A 19624-nucleotide genomic window follows, 5' to 3' on the forward strand; every position below is an offset into this window, starting at 1 on the left:
GTATTCCTCCCTACATCATCCCGCCTGCTCCCAGCAGCGGGCCCAATATGGATAACAGCAGCGCCGGCAAGATGAGCGTGCCGGTGGGAATCAGCAGCTTGACGGGCGCTCGTTCAATCTCGCGCTCGACCGCGGCACGATGGGCGGCGCGGATCTCGCGACTTTGGGCAGCAAGGGTCTCGGCAAGCGGGGCACCCAAGGCGAGCGCTTGACCCACCGTAATGGCAAAGGTCTCGAGCGCCCGCACGTCCAGGTCCTGCGCGGCCGCCAACAACTCGTCCTCGCGCGCTCCCACGCCCACCTGCCACGCCATGCATGCCCGTTCAAGCCGAACAGTCAGCGCCGATCGACGATTGGCGCAAAAGATCTCGAGCGCCGCATCGAACGAAAGGCCGGCGGAAAGCCCCAGGCGCACCACATCAATCATCTCGGACACCTCGCCGAGCGAAACCTGCGCTGAGTTGTCCACGCCAAATGCGCCCCTCACCCGCGCAATAGCGGCATCGATCACCGAATGGGCCGCAGCAACGACCAGCACCGCCTCGCCCCTGAAAATCTCCATGGTCTTGCGCACATCCGAGCGCTCCAGGCCCGTCGCGACAAATACGCCGAAGGCGCACAGGCAAGCCGCGGCGGCAACCAGGGCGCTCACAGCTCCACCCGCATAATGCGTCGGATAACCATTAGGGCGACGCCGTTAAGGGCAAGCCCCAGAACCACGGCACCGGCGCCTACCGGCGTTGCGAGACCGTAGCGAAAATCTGCCGAAAGCAGGGCCAGCACCGCGCACATACCCGCCGGCATCGCCGCGACCATATGCGCCGACATGCGCGCCTGCGACGTTTTGACATCCAGGCGGCGCTTGAGCTCAATACGCTCCCCCACCATGCTCGACGCCTCGGACAGCAGATCGGCAAGCGGGGCACCGGTCCGCTGCGACACCTTGAGCGCCAACGTGACAAGCGAAAGCCCGGGGGCGTCGATGCGGACAAGCAGGTCGTCGAGCGCATCGGCAGCCGAAATGCCACAGTCGATCGCCGCCGCCACCCGCAGAAACTCGGTATGCACCGGCTCTTGCGCGTGAGCGCCCACAAACCGCATACCCTGGGCCAGCGAATGTCCCGAGGCAAGCGACATGGAAAGTGCCGTAAAGGCCTCGGGCATGGCTTCCTCCACATCGCGCTGCTCGCGTCGGTGGTCAAAGATGTCGCGTGCGGCGCCCGCGGCAAAGGGCGCAACCGCTCCCAAAACAAAGCCGATGGGCGATAGCGACACCACGGCAAGTGCAAGGCAGCAGACGCCACTCGATAGCAACAGGAACGCTAAGCGTGAAGCATCATCCTCAACGACAAGACCGATGCGGCGCACGGGAGCCAACGATGCCCACGAACGGGCGATCTTTTTCAGCAGATCGTTTTCCACCAGCTCGCGTGGCAGCTTCTCGGCCACCGATTCAAACATATGGCGCACCAGCTCCGCCGGCGGCACCTGCGGCACATGAGGCTCCACTCCGCATACCGTCGCGACCGAAAACCCGGCAAGGCCCCCTACGACGAGGGGCACAACGACCTCCATTCGTCCACCTCCTCCTGCGTAAGCGTTCCCGAGCGCAAGCCCTCTGCGATAAACGGCGGCTCGCGGTTGAGGGTCCAGGTGCGCTCGGCGGCATCGAAGGTCACGTAGCGCTCGAGTTCCACGCCACCCGACGCGCCGCGTCGCACCCCCGAATAGGAGGACACAAAACGCCGGCCGTCCGCATGGCGCTCGGACATCACGATGCCGTCGAGCGCCATAGCGATTTGTTCCTCGATAAGCTCGCTCGGCAGATCGATGCCATAGCGCGCAAGCAGCGTCAAACGCACCACGGTCTCTTGTTCGGTGCCCGCATGAAGCGTGGTGAGCGACCCATCGTGCCCGGTGTTCATGGCCTGCAGCATGTCGCAACATTCCGCGCCGCGCACCTCGCCCACCACGATGCGGTCGGGACGCATGCGCAGGGCGTTGGTCACCAGGTCACGGATCGTCACCGCGCCCTCGCCCTCAATTGATGCCTCGCGCGCCTCCAGGCGAACCACATGCGGGTGATGTGCAAACTTGAGCTCGGCGGAGTCCTCGATCGTCACGATGCGCTCGCCGGTTGATATCTCGCACGACAGCGCGTTGAGCAGCGTGGTCTTGCCCGATCCCGTGCCGCCCGCAACCGCCAAATCCTGCCGCAGCGACACCGCACACGAAAGCAGCTGCGCATACCAAAGCGGCAGCGATCCCAGCCCCACGAGCTCGTCCAGCGAACAGATGCGGTCGGAGAACTTGCGGATAGTGAGGATCGGCCCATCGATCGCCACAGGCGGGATCACCGCGTTAACGCGATATCCCGTCTTGAGGCGGGCGTTGACGATGGGGCTGCGCTCGTCGATGCGCCTGCCCAGCGGCGAGATAATGCGGTCGATGAGCACACGAATCTGCTCATCGTCCTCAAACGCATGCTCGATGGGATACAAAACGCCGCCGCGCTCAAAGAAGGCCGAGCGGCAGCCGTTGACCATGATCTCGGTAACGGTGTCGTCCTCGATGAGCGGCTGCAGCGGCCCCAGGCCCACCACGTCATCCAAAATCTCATCGATGATGGTCTCGCGCTCGGGCGTCGCCAGATCGGTCGGCTCCTCCACGTTGAGCGCCGCCTCCACCGCGGGACGTAATTCCGAGCGGGCAAGCACCGGGTCGATGTAGGCGCTGATACGCGCCACCTCGTCATAGCCCATGCGGTCCATCACGGCGCGCTTGGTGCGGCGCTTAACGGCACGGTGACGTCCCGCATCGACAGGCGCCGTCGCCGCTGCCGCACCGGCTGCTTTAATTCTCGTTTGCAGGCTCATCGGCAATCACCCTCACGCGACCAGGGAAGGCGGATGCGCGGGCGTTCGGTGCGCGTTGCACGGTCGGCGACCATATCGCTCCAAGGGCCGACGGCGCACCCCAGTTCCACGAGCATCTCACGCGTGGCCTCGCGCACGCTGGTCGCAAAAGCGCTGGTCTGCCCCACTGCCTCGTCAGCGCGCCCAAACGCCATGAGCGCGGCGAGATCCTGCCCGCCATCGGCGATACGAATCTTGGAGCTCAACGCACAGGCAATCTCAAAGCGCATGGCGACATCCTCGTCCGCCCCACGCGCGCCAAATCGGTTGAATACGGCGCTCATGCGCGTGCGCGGCACGCCCACACGGCTCGCCAGCTCAATGACGCGCGCTGCAGACGTCGCGGAAGAAACTGCCGCATCACCCACGACAAGGCAACGGTCGCACGCCGCCACCGCAGCCGCCACGGCATCGCCCCAAAAGACCGAGGTATCGATAAGGACCACGTCGGACTCACGACGCAAGATGTCGAGCAGCAGCTCTACCGGACGCGCCATGAGCTCGGCGCGCTCGGGCGCTGCGACAGGCCCCCAAAGCGTAACGCCTGGGGCAACGCGCATCGATGCAGCGACCACGTCTGGCTCCGCAAGTGAGCCCGCGACCGACGGCTCGATAAGTGTCGCCATGTCATGTGGGGCATCGGCGCCCAGCAAGTCGTAGAGATTTCCAAACATTAGGTCCAGATCGAGTACGGCAGCTCGCAGACCCAGCAACGAAGCGGCATGCGCCATCGTGGCGACAATCGTCGATTTGCCACAGCCGCCCGAACCCGAAATGGCGCAGATGACCGGAGCTCGATGCGATGTCGACGCAGTGTCTGCCAGCGGTGCAGGGGCTGACGACGTGGGCGGCAACGTCCCCGTCTCGCCAGCCGCACCCAAGTGCTGCGTCCACGCCGGCACGGCAGGCTGCTCAAACTGTAGGGGCGGAACTGGGGATTCCGCTGTCACGTCGACGTGCGGGCCATCACCCGCGACAAGGCCCTCGACCTCATCGAGTCCATCGGCCAGGCTCACGCCGTGCACGTATCCCATATCTACGGCCAGGAGGTCTTCGCCATACGGCACCGACGCTCCGACGTCACCACATGCAAGGGGGCCCGGGGGGCGCCGAACATGCTCGGCTTCCGCTTTCCCATAGTCATCAACACGCGGGCCTCTTGTAGCGCGAGGCGCCCCGGGTTCCCTATCAACAAAAACATCGGGCTCAGGCGACACGCCCCAATCGGAATCAACCGCTCCCTCGCCCACATGTCCGCTGCCGCATATGCTGTGCGCAGCGATGACCTCGGTCGCCCCCGCGCGAAACAGCCCCTCGATATCCGACGGATCGAGCGCCTCTATCAACACGACGACGCGGCTCACGCGTCCTTCGGCAGTCAGGCGCGCGACGGTCTCTCGCACATCTTTAGTATCAAACAGGGATGCCGCGATAATGGCAGCGCCACGGCGCGAAGGAAACGCCCGAGCCATAGACACCAACCCGTCTAGGTCGCCCACGCGAAGCACCTGCGCGCCCGCATCGCGGCCCTCGACTTCCTGCTGCAGCAGTCCGTAATCGCCACACGCGCAGCACGCAAGCCAGATCGCCTTCATCACTCGTCGCCTCCGCTCTTTTTGCCGCGTGCCGTGGCGGGAATCGTCAAGCTGACCGTTCCCTTGCCCGAGGCTCCCAGCAATTCCTTGACGTCTTTGGGGTCGGCCGCCAGCGTCACCCACTCGACCTTGCCTTCGCGCGTGGCACCGGCCTCGTCGCTGGTATCGATCACATACGCGCCGCACAGCCGGTCGGTCACGCCGTCTTTTTGCACGTACACATCCACGTAGCTGCCCACGCCTGCGGCTCCGCCCACCGAATGCTCGGCATCGACCGCCACCGAAACGGCAACCTTGCCCTTGGGCACCTCGAGCGTATGGCTCTCGGCTTTGGTGTAGACATCGCAGACCACGGCATTTTTGGGAATACGCGAGGTCGTCACGTCGCCACGCACCTGGCGCAGCTCGGTCGCCGCATCGCGCGGCAGCAGGCTCGCGAGCCACTCTTGGGTTACGACATTGGTCTCGTCGAGGGTCTCACCCACATCGATATCACGTGCGGCAACGCAAACTTCGACGCGATCGCCACCGTATTTGGCCAAGGTTTCGGCCTGGGCCTGCTCGGCCCGCGAACGAACCGATGACCCGTAAACCATGCAGAGTGCCGCGGCGAGCACGCCCGCTGCCAGACTGATGGCGATGCGCTTGCTCTTGTTCACGGCAGCTCCTCTCAAGACAGCACTGGGCGGATGGGATGCCCGTACCACTATTGTCCGAGCGGCCAAGCAACAAAACAGCGCGATCACCATCTTGGTTTTAAGTGTCAAACCAATTACCAGCCAAGAGCTGACCAACCCGTCAAGCCCGCGGCAAGGTTTTGGTCAGCGCGTCGGCAAAACGCTCATTTAAGGGCGCATCGCCAGTAAAAAAGCCGCCTCCCGCACAGTTGGAAGACGGCTGTCATAGATAAATTCAATTACAGATGGACATCGGGATCGAGCATTTGGGCACTCACACGCATGGATGACGCCAAGTTTTGGAACGTTTCCAGGCGCAGGCTATCGATCTGCCCGGCATCGGCGGCATCGCGAACGGCGCAGCCCGGTTCGTGGGTATGCGTGCAGTCGCCAAACCGACACGCACGCGACGCCTCGACGATCTCGGGGAAGGCACGCGCTAGGCCCCGCTCGTGACCAACGAGTGGCAAACTGCGCAGGCCCGGAGCGTCGGCAATGACGCCGGCGTCGCCCGGCAGCGCCACCATCACGCGCGCGACCGTGGTATGGCGGCCTTGGTCGTCGCGCTCGCGCACGCCACCGGTAGCCAGCGCATCGTGGCCCAGCAGCGCATTGAGCAGCGTCGACTTTCCGGCCCCCGACTCACCCAGGATCATGGCGCACGTTCCCGCCGGCACACAGGCGCGCACCTCATCCAAACCACGGCCTTCGGCAGAGGACGTCACGATCACGCGCACGTCCGGGCCCACCAGACGGCGCACGCGATCCAGATCGCGCTCGAGTTCCGCGGCCTCGCAGCGGTCGGCCTTGGTAAGCACCACCACCGGCTCGGCATCGCAGTCGAGCGCCAAAACCAGCGAGCGCGCCACGCGGTCGAGCAGCACCTCGCCGGCGCCAAGTGCCTGCACGATCAGCACGCTATCCACGTTGGAACAAAGCACCTGACGCTCGCCGCGGGCGCGGCCACGCCAACGCTCAAAACTCGTGCGTCGCGGCAGGACGCATTCGATTACGCCCATGTCGTGCCCGGGTGCACGACGCACCGCCACACGGTCGCCCACAGCCGGCAGCAGCACCTCGTCCTCGCCACGCGACTTGGCAAACCCCACGGCATGCTCGGCACGAAAGGTATCGTCGGCCGTCGCCACCAGCGGAAACCCGCGATCTAAGCGCACCACGGCACCCAGCTGCATCTGCTCGGGCTCCTCGGCGTGGGCGCAAAAATCGTCAAATGCTGCCTGCTGAGCCGCGGCGACCGGCAGATCGCCAAACGCCGGAACATCCTGCAGCGCATCGAGTCCCGGCACGCTCGCCAGCAGCTCCTCGGCAGACGCGGGGGCTTCGGTCGCAAGCTTCCGACGACGATCACGCTTGGCCCGCGCCCCCGTCGTCTTTTTCTTCGCCTTAGCCCTAGCCTTGCCCACAAGCGCCTCCCAGCACCACAAATCACAACTGAGCAGGTATTTTAAATCAAAAAGAGCTGGCCGGGCAAAGCCCTAACTCAAAAAGAGCCGGTCGAGCAAACGCTCGACCGGCTCACAAACTTTCCCTCAGCCCTTTATCATCCGCGCGGGAGAAAAGCCAGCAAGGATGCCGCAGGGCCCGCCCGCCGGGAGGGGTTTCCTAAGGGCACATCCCGCAGCCGCAAAGCGGCGAGGACGTGCCCGTGGAAACCCCGCAGGCGGTCGGGCCCGGACAGGAACGCTACTCTTTTTCGACCGCGCGCATGATCGCCTTGTAGATCTCCATCAGCGGAATGATCAGGAAGGCAAGGCCCAGCGCGGCGATAACGCCCTTGAGCTCAAGCGTCACGGGGCCAAAGAACATCTCGGCAAGCGTCGGCTGCACGGTTACGATCACCGTCAGCACCAGCGCCAGCGCGGCAGAGGCCCACAGCCACTTGTTCTGCTTCTTCATCTTAAACAGCGACGTGCGGCGGCTGCGCATGTTAAAGCAGTGGAAGATCTCGACCATGTTGAGCGTGATGAAGGCCATCATCACGCCTTCCTCGTCGGCGACGCCGGCGATCATGTCGGAGATGTGGATGTAGCCCATATCAAAGTACACGCCCACAAAGAAGCTCGCCAGCACCAACGCGGCAATGATCAAGCCCTGGACCACGCAGTCCAGGCCCATATTGCCGGCAAAGACGCCGTCCTTGGCGTTGCGCGGCTTGCGCTTCATGATGTCGCCCTCGGCATCCTCCATGCCCAGCGCGAGCGCGGGGAAGCAGTCGGTGACCAGGTTCACCCACAGCAGCTGCACCGGCTGGAAGATGGTAAAGCCGATGAGCGTGGCGATAAACACCGAGAACACCTCGGCAAGGTTGGCCGAAAGCAGGAACTGGATGACCTTGCGGATGTTGTCGTAGATGCGGCGACCCTCTTCGCAGGCACCGATGATGGTGGCGAAGTTGTCGTCGGCAAGCACCATGTCGGCGACGTTCTTGGTAACGTCGGTACCGGTGATGCCCATGCCGACGCCGATGTCGGCACGCTTGATGGACGGGGCGTCGTTGACGCCGTCGCCCGTCATGGCCACGATCTGGTCGCGCGACTTCCAAGCCTCGACGATACGGGTCTTGTGCTCGGGCTGGACGCGGGCGTACACGCCGTAGTCCTCGATGTGCGCGTCGAGCTCCTCGTCGCTCATGCGATCGAGGTCGGCACCGGTGATGGCATGGCTGCGATCGGCGACGATGCCCAGCTGCTTGGCAATGGCCACGGCGGTGTCGATGTGGTCGCCCGTGATCATGACGGTGCGGATACCGGCATCGTGGGCCTCGCGGATGGCGTCGGCGACCTCGGGGCGGACCGGGTCAATCATGCCGGACAGGCCGCAGAAGACCAGGTCGTGCTCGAGCGCGGCGGGGCTGCAGTCGCTCGGGACCTCGGTGTAGGTGCGGCTTGCCAGCGCCAGCACGCGCAGGGCCTCGTCGGCCATGGCCTTGTTGGCGGCCACGAGCTCGGCACGACGCTCCTCGGTCAGGGGGACGACCTTATCGCCCTCGTAGATGTGGGTGCACAGGCCGATCACCACGTCGGGCGCGCCCTTGGTGTATTGCTCGTACTCGCCGTCCAGGGTCTCAACGACCACGGACATCATCTTGCGGCCCGAGTCAAACGGGGCCTCGCCCACGCGCGGGTGCTCGGCAGTCAGACCAGTGAGGCCCGCCTTTCCGGCATCGTTGACGAGCGCGCACTCGGTCGGCTCGCCCACGGCCTCGCCCAGTTCCTCGTCCCACTGGGCATCGGAGCACAGCGCCATACCTGCCAGGAACTTCTCCTTAGGCGCAGCGAGCTCGTGCTTGACGACGGTCATCTTGTTTTGGGTAAGGGTACCGGTCTTGTCGGAGCAGATGGTCTGCGTGCAGCCGAGAGTCTCGACGGCAGAGAGCTTGCGGATAATTGCCTGGCGCTTGGCCATCTTGGTCACGCCAAGCGACAGCACGATGGTCACGACGGCGACCAGGCCCTCGGGGATGGCAGCGACGGCGAGCGAGACGGCGACCATAAAGGTGTCGAGCAGGGCAGTCGGGTCGGTAAGGACGTTGCCCACGCCGTGGCGGACGATGTCGACGCCAAAGATCACGACGCAGATGACGATCACCATAATGGTGAGGATACGGCTGAGCTCGGCGAGCTTCACCTGCAGCGGCGTGAGCTCTTCCTTGGCCTCGGCCAGGGCACCGGCGATCTTGCCCATCTCGGTATCCATGCCGGTGCCGACCACGACGGCGCGGCCACGGCCGTACACAACGGTGGAGCCCATGTAGCACATGTTCTTGCGGTCGCCGAGCGGCACGTCATCGGTGCCCGCGGCAAGCTCGATCACGTTGGCGTGCTTCTCGACCGGCACGGACTCGCCGGTGAGCGCGGCCTCTTCGATCTTCATCGTGGCGCTCTCGAGCACGCGGCAGTCGGCCGGGACGGAGTCGCCCGCCTCGAGCATGATCACGTCGCCGGGTACGAGCTCGGCGCTCGGCAGGTGCACGAGTTTGCCGTCGCGTAGAACCTTGGACTGCGCCGCGCTCATCTCCTGAAGCGCCTCGAGGGCCTCCTCGCTCTTGGCTTCCTGGACCACGCCCAGCACCGAGTTGACGATAACGACGAACATGATGATGGCGACATCGGCAAAGTCCGCCTCGCCCTTAACCATGCCCGTGAGCGCGCTGATAACGGCGGCAACGATCAACATGATGACCATGGGGTCGGCCATCTGCTCAAAGAAACGCTTCCACAGCGGCGTCTTCTCGGCTTCCTCAAGCTTGTTAGGGCCTGTCTTGGCGAGGCGCGACGACGCCTCGCCGTTGCTCAGGCCGAGGTTCTCATCGACACCTTGGTCGCTGAGCACCTCCGCCGCGGCGGACAGGTATTCCTTTTGCATATAGAGTCCCCTCCTGGGATTCGGGCCACTCAGCAGATTGATGCCCGATCATAATTCCCAGGAGAAGGGCAAGGGCTCATCAAGGCTGCCGTGCTGAGCGGCAGTTGATAGTGGAGCTATGGTACCCCAAAGCGACGCGTCTAGCCAAAACAATCCATTTGGAAATATGGTCCGTATGCAACGATGCGGACCGTGTGATGCTCAATACTGATAAAACGTTTTTTCTTAGGCGCGTCGCCAAACTAAAATATCGCCCAGATAGCAGCGGTTAGAGCGGTTGGTAAAGTTTTTTCATATACCGTTTTTTCCTTAAAAAATGAACTTCTAATTCGGCATACGGTCGATTTTTTGGGGTATTCGGTCGGTATTTCGTTATAATCAACTCAGTTTTATTTCTTATGGTTTATCTATCGGCGCAAGACGATGTCAGATGGAGGTCTGAATGTACAAGCGCACTAAGATTGTATGCACCATGGGTCCCGCCTGCGATAGCGACGAGACCATCCGCGAGATGATCAAGGCGGGCATGAACGTCGCCCGTTTTAACTTCTCGCACGGCTCCTACGACGAGCACCACGGTCGCATCGAGCGCGTCCGTCGTATTTCCAAGGAGCTCGGTATGCCCGTCGGCATCCTGCTCGACACCAAGGGCCCCGAGGTCCGCACCGGTCTTCTGGTCGACGGCAAGAAGGTTGCCGTCAAGACCGGCGACAAGATCGTCGTCACCGCTCAGCCCACGTCCGAGGATTTCCACGGCACCGCTGAGCACATCTCCCTCGACTACCTGGCTCTGCCCTCCGAGGTCGAGAAGGGCTCCCTCATCCTGATCGATGACGGCCTGGTTGCTCTCGAGGTCGAGTCCGTCGACGGCCAGGACATGACCTGCGTCGTCAAGAACGACGGCCTGATCGGCGAGCGCAAGGGCGTCAACATGCCCAACGTCAACATCTCGCTGCCCGCCATCACCGAGCGCGATCGTCAGGACATCCTCTTTGGCCTGACCGAGAACATCGACTACATCGCCGCTTCCTTCATCCGTGACGGCGAGTCTGTCCGCGGCATCCGCGAGCTTTGCCGCGAGAACGGCGGCGAGCACGTGACGATCTTCCCGAAGATCGAGTGCGCCCTGGGCGTCGAGAACTTCGATGAGATCCTCGAGGCTTCCGACGGCATCATGGTCGCCCGTGGCGACCTGGGCATCGAGATCAAGCCCGAGCTCGTTCCGCACATCCAGAAGGAGATCATCGCCAAGTGCAACGCGGCCTACAAGCCCGTTATCACCGCTACGCAGATGCTCGACTCCATGCAGCAGAACCCGCGCCCGACGCGCGCCGAGGTTGCCGACGTTGCTAACGCCATTTACGACGGTACCGACGCCGTCATGCTGTCCGGCGAGTCCGCTGCCGGTAAGTACCCGGTCGAGGCCGTCAAGATGCAGGCCAGCATCGCTCTCGAGACCGAGAAGTACCTCCCGGCTCACGCTCCGCTCGAGGTTCCGACCGATGCTCACGGCACCCGCGTCGTCAACAACGTTGTGGGTATGTCCGCTGTGAACATGGCCACCACCGTTGGCGCCAAGTGCATCACCGTGCCGACGACCACCGGCCGTACCGCTCGCCTGATCTCGCACTTCCGTCCCAACATGCCGATCTGCGCGTTCTCCCGCCACGAGTGGGCCGTCCAGCAGATGATCATGTACTGGGGCGTTATCCCGCACAAGGCCGAGATTACCCAGGGTACCGTCAACGGCACGATCGTCAAGGCGATCGAGACCGCTAAGGAGCTCGGCTACGTCGAGGCCGGCGATTTGACCGTCGCTACCGCCGGCGATCCCCGTATGAGCGTCCAGCTTGAGGACAAGGTCTCCTCGACCAACGTCGCCTACGTCGCTCAGGTGCGCTAAATCGCACTTGCAAGCACATTTGCATTAAAAAGGGCCCGGAAGGCTTTGCCTTCCGGGCCCTTTTTAAGACCTACTTCATATGCCGCTTCATCGATTTGTGTTCAGTCGCGAACCTTTCCGATGCCGAGCGCACCACTAAAGACGCCCTGCGACGGGGAGCTGTTGGTCAATTGGGATGAACTGTTCACCGCGAAGTCAGCCGGCTAGCAGCTAGCGATCAGAGGGGCTGCGGGGACGTCAGAAGCGGCAACGCGGGCGGCAAAACCCGCCTCGGTTAGCTCGACGACCTCGGTAAACGTTACGTCAAAGAACTCTTCGGTCAGCAGACGGTACGGCGGATGATCCGGATCGCCGGGGTTTTCGCGCACAATCTCGTGCATAACGCCAATGGTCTTGAGCACATACTCTTGTGGAATCGAATACTGACCAAACTGGGCCGCCGCGGTATAGAGGCGATCGGTCGCACGCGGGATAGAAACGATGCCGAGCGTCTTGCCAAACCAGTCAAAGTCTCCCTGCTTCTTAATGCGGAACTCCTCGCACGGCTTGCCGCCGCGCGCCTCGAGATATTGGTTCACGCGCGTGTTCCACACGGTATCGGCCACCAGATGCGACCAAACGCCCAGCGTCAAATCGAGCAGCGACTGCGCCACGTCATCGGGCGCGAGCGAAAACTCGGCGGCGCCGGGGCCGTCAACCGGCTCGGCGTCTTTGTAGCGCTGCGGATAGTGCACCCGATTGAGCCTTTCACGCTCTTCGACAATCGAGGTCGCTGCAGCCGGCGCACCCGCCGGCGCGCCTTTAAGCAACGGCGCCACATAGGTGTCCCAAAACTCATGCTCGCGTGGCTTAGGAATGGGCTCGGGCTTGGCAAAGTGCGTGATGCGATACGGGATGGGGTCGGCAATACCGGGAACCATGTAGCCCACAAAAATGTCCGGAACCACGCTGCCAAACAAAAAGGCATTGCGGTCGCGAACGTTATCGGCAAGCGCACCGGCACGCGCCAGAAGTCGTTCCGTCTGAGCGATATGAATATTCCAACTTGGCATAGCTACCCCCGTAAAAACCCGGATAACTATACCATTCGCAGCAAGTCACGCGCGCGGCCGCAACCCCACTATGCGGCAACTATTCTGCTGCACCGTTTTCGGTTCCATATGACGGCACGGGAGCCTCGACCACGTGGTGATATCGATCGATATAAATCGCACGGGCCCCAAGACGTCGTACTAAATCCTGATGATGCGTGCTCATCAAGACCGTCTTACCGGCAGCAACATAAGCCAGTAGAAAGTGGACCACGATGTCGCAAGAGTCCTCGTCAAGTCCGTTGGTAGGCTCGTCGAGCACCAGAATATCGGGGTTCATCGACACGACGGCAGCCAGCGCCACACGCTTCTTTTGCCCACCCGAAAGCTGATAGGGCGAGGCATCGACCAGATCGGCAACCTGAAACAGCTCCATGGCATCACGGACGCGGCGCCCGAGCTCGTCCGCCGAAAGCCCCATTTGAGCCGGGCCAAACGCGACCTCCTCGCCGACCGTGGCGCAAAAGAGCTGTGCATCGGCGTTTTGGAACACGAAGCCCACGCGCTGATGGAACCGCTGGGCCGTCGCGGAATCCTTGAGATATGCCGCATCGACCACATGTCCATCAAACAGGTACGTACCCGCATCCGCAAGCTCAAGGCCGTTGATAAGCCGCATGATCGTCGTCTTGCCGCAGCCGTTGGGTCCAAGCAGCGCAACCAGCTCACCACGATTAACCTGCAGCGACACGCCATCGACCACCGTATGGCCCGCATAGGAAAACACCACGTCGCGAAACTCGATGAGCGGCGTGACCTTGGCGCCGGCAGCACCGCTCGCACCCATCGCACCATTTGTATCGTTTACCAAAACGTCGCCCTTCCCTATTCACATCGACGGCTTGACCGCCCGCGCTACAGCACCGCGCACAACACGGCGAGCAGCACCACAACGGCCGCATAGACCGCGTCGCGCCAGCCAAATCCGTTCCGTGCAGGCGCCGGATATGCGCCGGCAAAACCGCGGCAAAGCATAGCCTCGTCCATCGCGCGGCTGCATTCCATCGCCTTGATAAAGGTCATGCCCATGATACCCGCGATCGAATCGGTACGCGAAAATCCTGCAGGCGCGCGGCCCACGCTGCGCAGCATGACCGATTCGCACAGGTCGTGCGCCGTGCGGCCCAGCACCTCGATGTGTTTGAGCGCCATATCAAACGTAAAGATAACCTCGTCGGGCAGGTGCAGCATCTTAAGCGCCGCCGACATGCGACTCCAGGTAAGCGTCCACGAAACGCCCAGCACCAGCGTCACGTTAATGAATGTCTTGAGCGCAATCTTGAGCATGGAGCCCGTGGCAGAAGCACCCAGCAGCAGGGCGGGCAGCGCCAAAACCACGGCAAACCCCGCGGCAGCCAACGCCGGCACAAAGGTCGCGTGCAGCCCGTGTACGGGGCGCACCGCAACGAGCACCAACGCGATCGCTGTCATCAGCATCAAGTACAGCAGGCTCTGCGTCAGGCATACGCACAGGACGCAGACGAACATCCCCACCAAACGCACTGGCGCCGAAACGGAAGATAGGGCGCGGTCGATAATCGACCCGCCCTTATGCACGCCGCCACCTAGGCGAACCCGCTCAAGCAGGCTCGCCAGGTGCAGGACATTCTTTTGCATCACACGATGCCGAGCCCCCGCGGGCTCGTATCGCTGCTCGACCGCAAGCCAGCTAGGCAGCTCGGCTATTGTCATGAGCACCGCTTTCCTTGACCGTTAGCGAGACCAGACGGAATGCGATGGTGAGCACCGCCACGCCAATCACGCCCGAAAGAATATACATCGCGGCCTGGCCGGCAAAGCCAAGGCCCTGCTCCTCGGAATAGGCCTGCAGATAATCGCCCGTGGGCAGGGCATCGGCAAAGGTCGGGGTATCGAGACCGACCGAAGTCTGCAGACTGTCGTCACCAGCCTCCTGAACGGCGGTCGCGGCGCCCTCAGCGTCCCACTCGCCCCAGGCGTCACCCGTGGCAAGCAAGCCGAGCGGTGTAGCCACGACAAGCACGGCGACCAGGATGAGCGTGGGGACCAGAGAGGTCTTCTTGGCAGCAGCGCCCTCGGCAGCAAGCTGGCCATCGGCGGCCTCGGGCCCGACGATAACGCTCGGCGCCGTCTTCTTAATGAAACCGTAGATCGCAGCCGTCGCCACGCCCTCGACCACGCCGGCTACCAACATGTGCGGGATCATCATGGCCGGAATGGCAATAGAGAGCGGGAAGGGGCAGTACAGCGGAGCGCCCGAAGCGTTGGTAAAGAACATCGGCTGAATACCAAACTCGATCGCCGTGCACAGGGCCGCCAGGCACAGGCCGACCCAACCGCTTACGACGGCCGAAACCGAGGTGCCCCAGCTCTTGTCGTGCAAACGGCTGTTGAGCGCACGGAACACGATAGCGGCGGCAAACGGCAGCACGAAGGCCATGTTAAAGCAGTTGGCGCCAAAGGACAGGATGCCGCCGTCGCCAAACAGCAGCGCCTGCAGCGCCAGCGCGACCGAAACCGCGATGGCCGCGGCCTCCGGGCCCAGCAGCAGCGCGATGAGCGCGCCGCCGACGGCGTGACCCGTGGTACCGCCGGGCAGCGGCACGTTGAACATCATGAGCAAAAAGGAGAACGCGGCGCAGATACCCAGGAACGCCATGTGCTCGCGGTCGAGCGTGGCGCGCACCTTTTTGATGCAGTGAACCCAAACGGGCACCATCGCCACTGCCATGACGACATCGGTCTGCGGGGACAGATAATTATCTGGAATGTGCATGTACGCCTCCCGGTTATCGGCGCACGGAATTGCAACGCCGCTTAAATCACCTTGCCAGTGTTACGTATTGTCAGATTCGTAACACGCCACGGGCTATCATAGCAAAACGGCGCACTGCCGACAAAGCAGCACGCCGTTATGCAATGCGCGTGTCATATATGCAGGCTCAGCAGCGCCTTATACCGAGGATAGCAGTCACGTAAGGCTCGGCAGCAGCCACCGCTGACCCATACCCCAGTGCAGGACCTAGCCGCGGACCTCGCCGTTTACGCCCTTGCACACCTTGGTGACGATTTTCTGGTGCGCTTTTTCGACCTCTTCGCTGGTAAGCGTGTGGTCGTCGGAGCGATACGTAAGCGCAAAGGCCATGGACTTCTTGCCCACGCCCACGCGGACCGGATCGCGGTAGACGTCGAACAGACGCACGCCCTCGAGCAGCTTGCCGCCGGCGCTGGTAATGCGGCGCTCAAGGTCCTCGCAAGTCACGGAGTTGTCGACCACGATAGCCAGGTCGTGCTCAACAGCCGGGTACTGCGAGAACTCGCGGTAGTTCTCCTGGTTGCGGGCGCCCTTGATCAGCTTGTCCAGGTCGAGCTCAAAGGCAACGACGACCTCGTCGATACCCATGGCCTCGCGCGCCTCGGGGTGGATCTCGCCGACCCAGCCCAGCACGGTGCCGCCAGACAGAACCTCGGCGGCACGGCCCGGCTGCAAGAAGGCATAGCCCTCGCCCTCGACGGGACGGAAGCGAACCTTCTCGATGCGCAGCTGGGCGAGCAGCTCCTCGACGATGCCCTTGCCAAAGAAGAAACGCAGCTTGCGGTACTTCATGTTCCAAGACTGCTCGCTCCACTGGCCCGAGAGCACGCCCGCCACGGACTTAGTCTCCTTGGGCAGGCTGGCGTTCTCGCGGCCGTGGAACAGGCTGCCGACCTCGTACAGGTGCACGTTGGGCGTGCCATGGGCCTCGTTATACGCCACAGACTGCAGCAGGCCCGGCAGCAGCGAGCGGCGCATCTCGGTCTGCTCGGCCACCAGCGGGTTCATAAGTACCACGGGGCAGCCGCGGCCCTCGGTGGACATGCCGATCTTCTCCAGGTCGCCCGGGGCGGCAAAGCCAAAGGTCGTGGTCTCGTTGAGGCCGCAGGCGCGCAGGATCTCGCCGACCTTGCGGGTAAGCTTCTGCTCGCGGGTCAGGCCACCGATGTGGTTCTTGGCAGCCGGGATGGTCGCCGTCACGCGGCCCATGCCCCACAGGCGCAGGACCTCCTCGATCAGGTCGATCTCGCGCGGCAGGTCGGGGCGGAAACTCGGCGGGGTAACCATAAAGTCCTCGCCGTCGCGCTCGACGGTGCAGCCCAGGCGGGTGAGCGAGCGCTCGATAAAATCGGGCTCGATGTCGGCGCCGCAGATGGCGTGCACGCGGGCCAAACGCAGCTTAATGCTGTCGATGGTCTTGGGCGAGGGGAACACATCCACGTAGCCGGGAGCGACCTCGCCGCCGGCGATCTCCTCGATGAGCGCGCAGGCAACATTGGCCACATCCACGCAGCCGGTCTCATCGACCTGGCGCTCAAAGCGGATGGAGGCGTCGGAGATCAGCGACAGGTCGCGGCTGGTGTGCGAGGTGCGGCCGGCGTCGAAGCAGGCGCTCTCGACCATCACGTCGACGGTGTCGTCCTCGATCTCGGAATCCATGCCGCCCATAACGCCGGCCAGCGCCACGGGACGCTCGCCGTCGGTAATGAGGCCCATGCCGGCGTCGAGCGTGCGCTCCTCGCCGTCAAGGGTCGTGAATTTCTCGTCCTGCTGGGCGGCGCGAACCACCACGCGGCGCCTACCCTCGCGCTCGGCAAAGGTGTCCAGGTCAAAAGCGTGCAGCGGCTGACCGGTGAGCATCATCACATAGTTGGTGATGTCGACAATGTTGTTGTGCGGGCGCACGCCCAGGGCGTTAAGGCGCTTGACCATCCAGTCGGGCGACGGGCCGACCTTCACGTTGCGCACGATGCGGGCGACATAGCGGTCGCACAGGCCCTCGTCGGCGATCTCGACCGAAAGCTCGTCGTCGGTCGCGCGGCCGGTCTCCGCCTTGATGGCGGGCAGCTCAACGTGGAAATCGCGGTCGAAGATGGCACCGGTCTCACGGGCCATGCCGATCATAGACAGGCAGTCGGGGCGGTTGGGCGTGATCTCGCAGTCGAGCACGGTATCACTCGAGCCCACATACTCGGCAAACGGCATGCCGCAGGGCGTATCCTCGGGCAGGATCATGATACCGGAGTGGTCGCCGCCCAGGCCGAGCTCGCGCGCGGAGCAGTTCATGCCCATGGACACGACGCCGCGAAGCTTGCTCTTCTTGATCTTGACGTCGCCGGGAAGCACGGCGCCGATCATTGCCGTGACGATGTGGTCGCCGGCCTCAAAGTTCTGCGCGCCGCAGACGATCTGCAGCGGGGCGGGATTGCCGTCGGCGTCGAGGTTCTTGTCACCCACGTCGACCGAGCACACATACATGTGGTCGCTATCGGGGTGCGGGGTCTTGGTGAGTACCTTGGCAGTCACCACGTGGTCGAAGGACTCGCCCACGGTGTCGATCGCCTCGACCTCGGTGCCGGTACGGATATATTCGTCCGAAAGGGTCTTGGGATCCTCCGGAATATCGATCATGGTCTTGAGCCAGTCGTAAGAAACACGCATCTAACTGGTCTCCTTTCATCTGTAACGCCTGCAATAAACAGACGGAAAACTCCAGCTACGGAGACGGGTTTCCGAGGTGCCGCAGATTGCCCCGAAAGAGGAGCGCCGCGTACTTGGGTACGCAAGCGACGGTTTGAGGGGCAAGGTGCGGTGGCTCGGAAAGCCGCCGGGACAGGTCAACTTAAAACTGATTCAGGAAACGCATATCGCCTGTCATGAGCGTTCTGAGGTCGGGCAGGTCGTAGCGCAGGGCAGCGACGCGCTCGGCGCCAATGCCAAAGGCGAAGCCGGTGTACTTCTCGGGGTCGATGCCGCAGTTGATCAGGACGTTGGGGTCGACCATGCCGCAGCCCAAGATCTCGATCCAGCCGCTGTGCTTGCAGAAGTTGCAGCCCTTGCCGCCGCAGACGTGGCAGCTCACGTCCACCTCGCAGGAAGGCTCGGTGAAGGGGAAGAAATGCGGGCGGTAACGCGTCTTGCGGTCCTCGCCAAACATGCACTTAACAAAGTAGTCGAGCGTGCCCTTAAGATCGCCAAAGGTGATGCCCTCGTCGACGACCAGGCCCTCGATCTGGTTGAACTGCGGCAGGTGACAGGCGTCGGCCGTGTCGGGACGGTAGACGGTGCCCGGGCAGATCATGTAGATGGGCGGCTTCTGCGACTCCATGGTGTGAATCTGCACGCCCGAGGTCTGGGTGCGCAGCAGCACGTCGGACTCGCCGTGGGCATGCGCCTCGGGGTGCGCGACGCTGCCGGGGTTGTTGTCGACCACATAGAAGGTGTCGCGGGCCGAGCGGCTCGGGTGATCCATGGGGGCGTTGAGCGCGGTGAAGTTGTAGTAGGAGGTGTCGACCATGGGACCGGACTCGACGGTGTAGCCGATACCGCTAAAAATGTCCTCGGCCTCCTCGATGATCTGCTTGATCAGGTGCTGGTGGCCGATCTGCGGACGAATGCCCGGCAGCGTGATGTCGACGGCCTCGTGCTCCAGTGCGTGCTTGAGGGCGGCGGCCTTCATCTCGGTGGTGCGCTCGTCGAGCATGCCCTCGATCAGCTGGCGCATCTCGTTGGCGCGCTTGCCCATCACGGGGCGATCCTCGGGGGCGAGCCTGCCCATCATGCGCATCAGGCCGGTAATACGACCCTTGCGGCCGAGCAGCTCAACGCGCGCAGCCTCGAGCTTGGCGGCGTCGTCGGCGCCTGCGACGAGCTCCTTGGCCTCTTCCTCGAGTTTGACCAGATCATCAATCAGACTCATGTCTTCCCTTTCGTCTCTCGCGTTCCCCGCTCGCCAGGACGACTGCCGCCGTCTGGCGTTGCAAAAACGCGGCCCGGTTCGGTAACAAAAAACCGTCCTCGGGCATGTGCATTGCCCAAGGACGGTTGAATTCCGCGGTACCACCTTGTTTGACCCGGCGGATGTCTGGCCCGCCGTGCCCACTCTGTGCCCCTTATCGCGAGGCTCACGGCTTCCCTACTGGGGCTTCGCCGCCGCTGGCCGCGCGCCCGTTGAGGTTGCTGCTCGGGAGTGAACGCTTGGCCCTTGCCACCGCAGGAAGGCTTGCAGCCCATGACCTTCCCTCTCTTGCCGGCGACGCGGCG

At 63.2% G+C, this 19624-nt stretch carries 15 protein-coding genes; 2 read left to right on the forward strand and 13 right to left on the reverse strand.

The window, feature by feature from the left end:
• Positions 1–10: 10 nt before the first annotated feature.
• Genes ACQRCA_RS04755 through cpaB form a run of 5 tightly spaced genes read right to left on the reverse strand, consistent with a single transcriptional unit; the run spans position 11 to position 5169 of the window.
• Complete coding sequence (locus ACQRCA_RS04755; protein WP_427719087.1) at positions 11–652, reverse strand: type II secretion system F family protein; 642 nt, start codon at positions 650–652, stop codon at positions 11–13.
• Complete coding sequence (locus tag ACQRCA_RS04760; RefSeq protein WP_427719089.1) at positions 649–1575, reverse strand: type II secretion system F family protein; 927 nt, start codon at positions 1573–1575, stop codon at positions 649–651. The genes ACQRCA_RS04755 and ACQRCA_RS04760 overlap by 4 nt, the downstream gene beginning before the upstream one ends.
• Positions 1548–2876: a CpaF family protein gene (locus ACQRCA_RS04765; protein ID WP_427719092.1), complete on the reverse strand. Its 1329-nt coding sequence runs from the start codon at positions 2874–2876 to the stop codon at positions 1548–1550. Before ACQRCA_RS04765 ends, ACQRCA_RS04760 begins: the two co-directional genes overlap by 28 nt.
• A complete protein-coding gene (locus tag ACQRCA_RS04770) occupies positions 2873–4510 on the reverse strand; it encodes an AAA family ATPase (protein ID WP_427719095.1) in 1638 nt (545 codons plus the stop codon). Before ACQRCA_RS04770 ends, ACQRCA_RS04765 begins: the two co-directional genes overlap by 4 nt.
• Positions 4510–5169, reverse strand: coding sequence for a Flp pilus assembly protein CpaB (cpaB, locus tag ACQRCA_RS04775; protein ID WP_427719097.1), 660 nt, complete (start codon positions 5167–5169; stop codon positions 4510–4512). Before cpaB ends, ACQRCA_RS04770 begins: the two co-directional genes overlap by 1 nt.
• Between cpaB and ACQRCA_RS04780 the strand changes: the two genes are divergently transcribed.
• Positions 5156–5359 carry a hypothetical protein gene (locus ACQRCA_RS04780; RefSeq protein WP_195838599.1) on the forward strand — a complete coding sequence of 68 codons (204 nt, stop codon included), beginning with the start codon at positions 5156–5158 and terminating at the stop codon, positions 5357–5359. The two genes, cpaB and ACQRCA_RS04780, sit on opposite strands and share 14 nt — an antisense overlap.
• Positions 5360–5426: 67 nt before the next feature.
• Here ACQRCA_RS04780 and rsgA read toward each other — a convergent pair whose 3' ends face one another.
• Complete coding sequence (rsgA, locus tag ACQRCA_RS04785) at positions 5427–6380, reverse strand: ribosome small subunit-dependent GTPase A (RefSeq protein ID WP_427719146.1); 954 nt, start codon at positions 6378–6380, stop codon at positions 5427–5429.
• A gap of 511 nt (positions 6381–6891) precedes the next feature.
• Entirely contained in the window at positions 6892–9573 is a 2682-nt protein-coding gene (locus tag ACQRCA_RS04790; RefSeq protein WP_427719101.1) for a cation-translocating P-type ATPase, read from the reverse strand.
• Between the two features lie 442 nt (positions 9574–10015).
• Between ACQRCA_RS04790 and pyk the strand changes: the two genes are divergently transcribed.
• A complete protein-coding gene (gene pyk, locus ACQRCA_RS04795) occupies positions 10016–11476 on the forward strand; it encodes a pyruvate kinase (RefSeq protein ID WP_427719104.1) in 1461 nt (486 codons plus the stop codon).
• 203 nt (positions 11477–11679) lie between these two features.
• Here pyk and ACQRCA_RS04800 read toward each other — a convergent pair whose 3' ends face one another.
• From ACQRCA_RS04800 to pheS, 6 genes are all read right to left on the reverse strand, one after another.
• Positions 11680–12528, reverse strand: a complete 849-nt coding sequence (locus ACQRCA_RS04800; RefSeq protein ID WP_427719106.1) for a hypothetical protein — start codon at positions 12526–12528, stop codon at positions 11680–11682.
• Between the two features lie 79 nt (positions 12529–12607).
• Positions 12608–13378, reverse strand: coding sequence for an energy-coupling factor ABC transporter ATP-binding protein (locus ACQRCA_RS04805; RefSeq protein ID WP_427719108.1), 771 nt, complete (start codon positions 13376–13378; stop codon positions 12608–12610).
• Between the two features lie 44 nt (positions 13379–13422).
• Entirely contained in the window at positions 13423–14259 is an 837-nt protein-coding gene (locus ACQRCA_RS04810; RefSeq protein ID WP_427719111.1) for an energy-coupling factor transporter transmembrane component T family protein, read from the reverse strand.
• Positions 14237–15322 (reverse strand): cobalt transporter CbiM, encoded by a 1086-nt coding sequence (gene cbiM, locus ACQRCA_RS04815; protein WP_427719113.1) that lies wholly within the window; start codon positions 15320–15322, stop codon positions 14237–14239. Before cbiM ends, ACQRCA_RS04810 begins: the two co-directional genes overlap by 23 nt.
• Before the next feature lie 246 nt (positions 15323–15568).
• Positions 15569–18022, reverse strand: coding sequence for a phenylalanine--tRNA ligase subunit beta (gene pheT, locus ACQRCA_RS04820; protein ID WP_427719115.1), 2454 nt, complete (start codon positions 18020–18022; stop codon positions 15569–15571).
• 181 nt (positions 18023–18203) lie between these two features.
• Positions 18204–19280: a phenylalanine--tRNA ligase subunit alpha gene (pheS, locus tag ACQRCA_RS04825; RefSeq protein ID WP_427719118.1), complete on the reverse strand. Its 1077-nt coding sequence runs from the start codon at positions 19278–19280 to the stop codon at positions 18204–18206.
• Positions 19281–19624: the final 344 nt, after the last annotated feature.

Origin of the sequence: Collinsella sp. SGI.095, assembly GCF_050314535.1 — a bacterium.
Classification (GTDB): domain Bacteria; phylum Actinomycetota; class Coriobacteriia; order Coriobacteriales; family Coriobacteriaceae; genus Collinsella.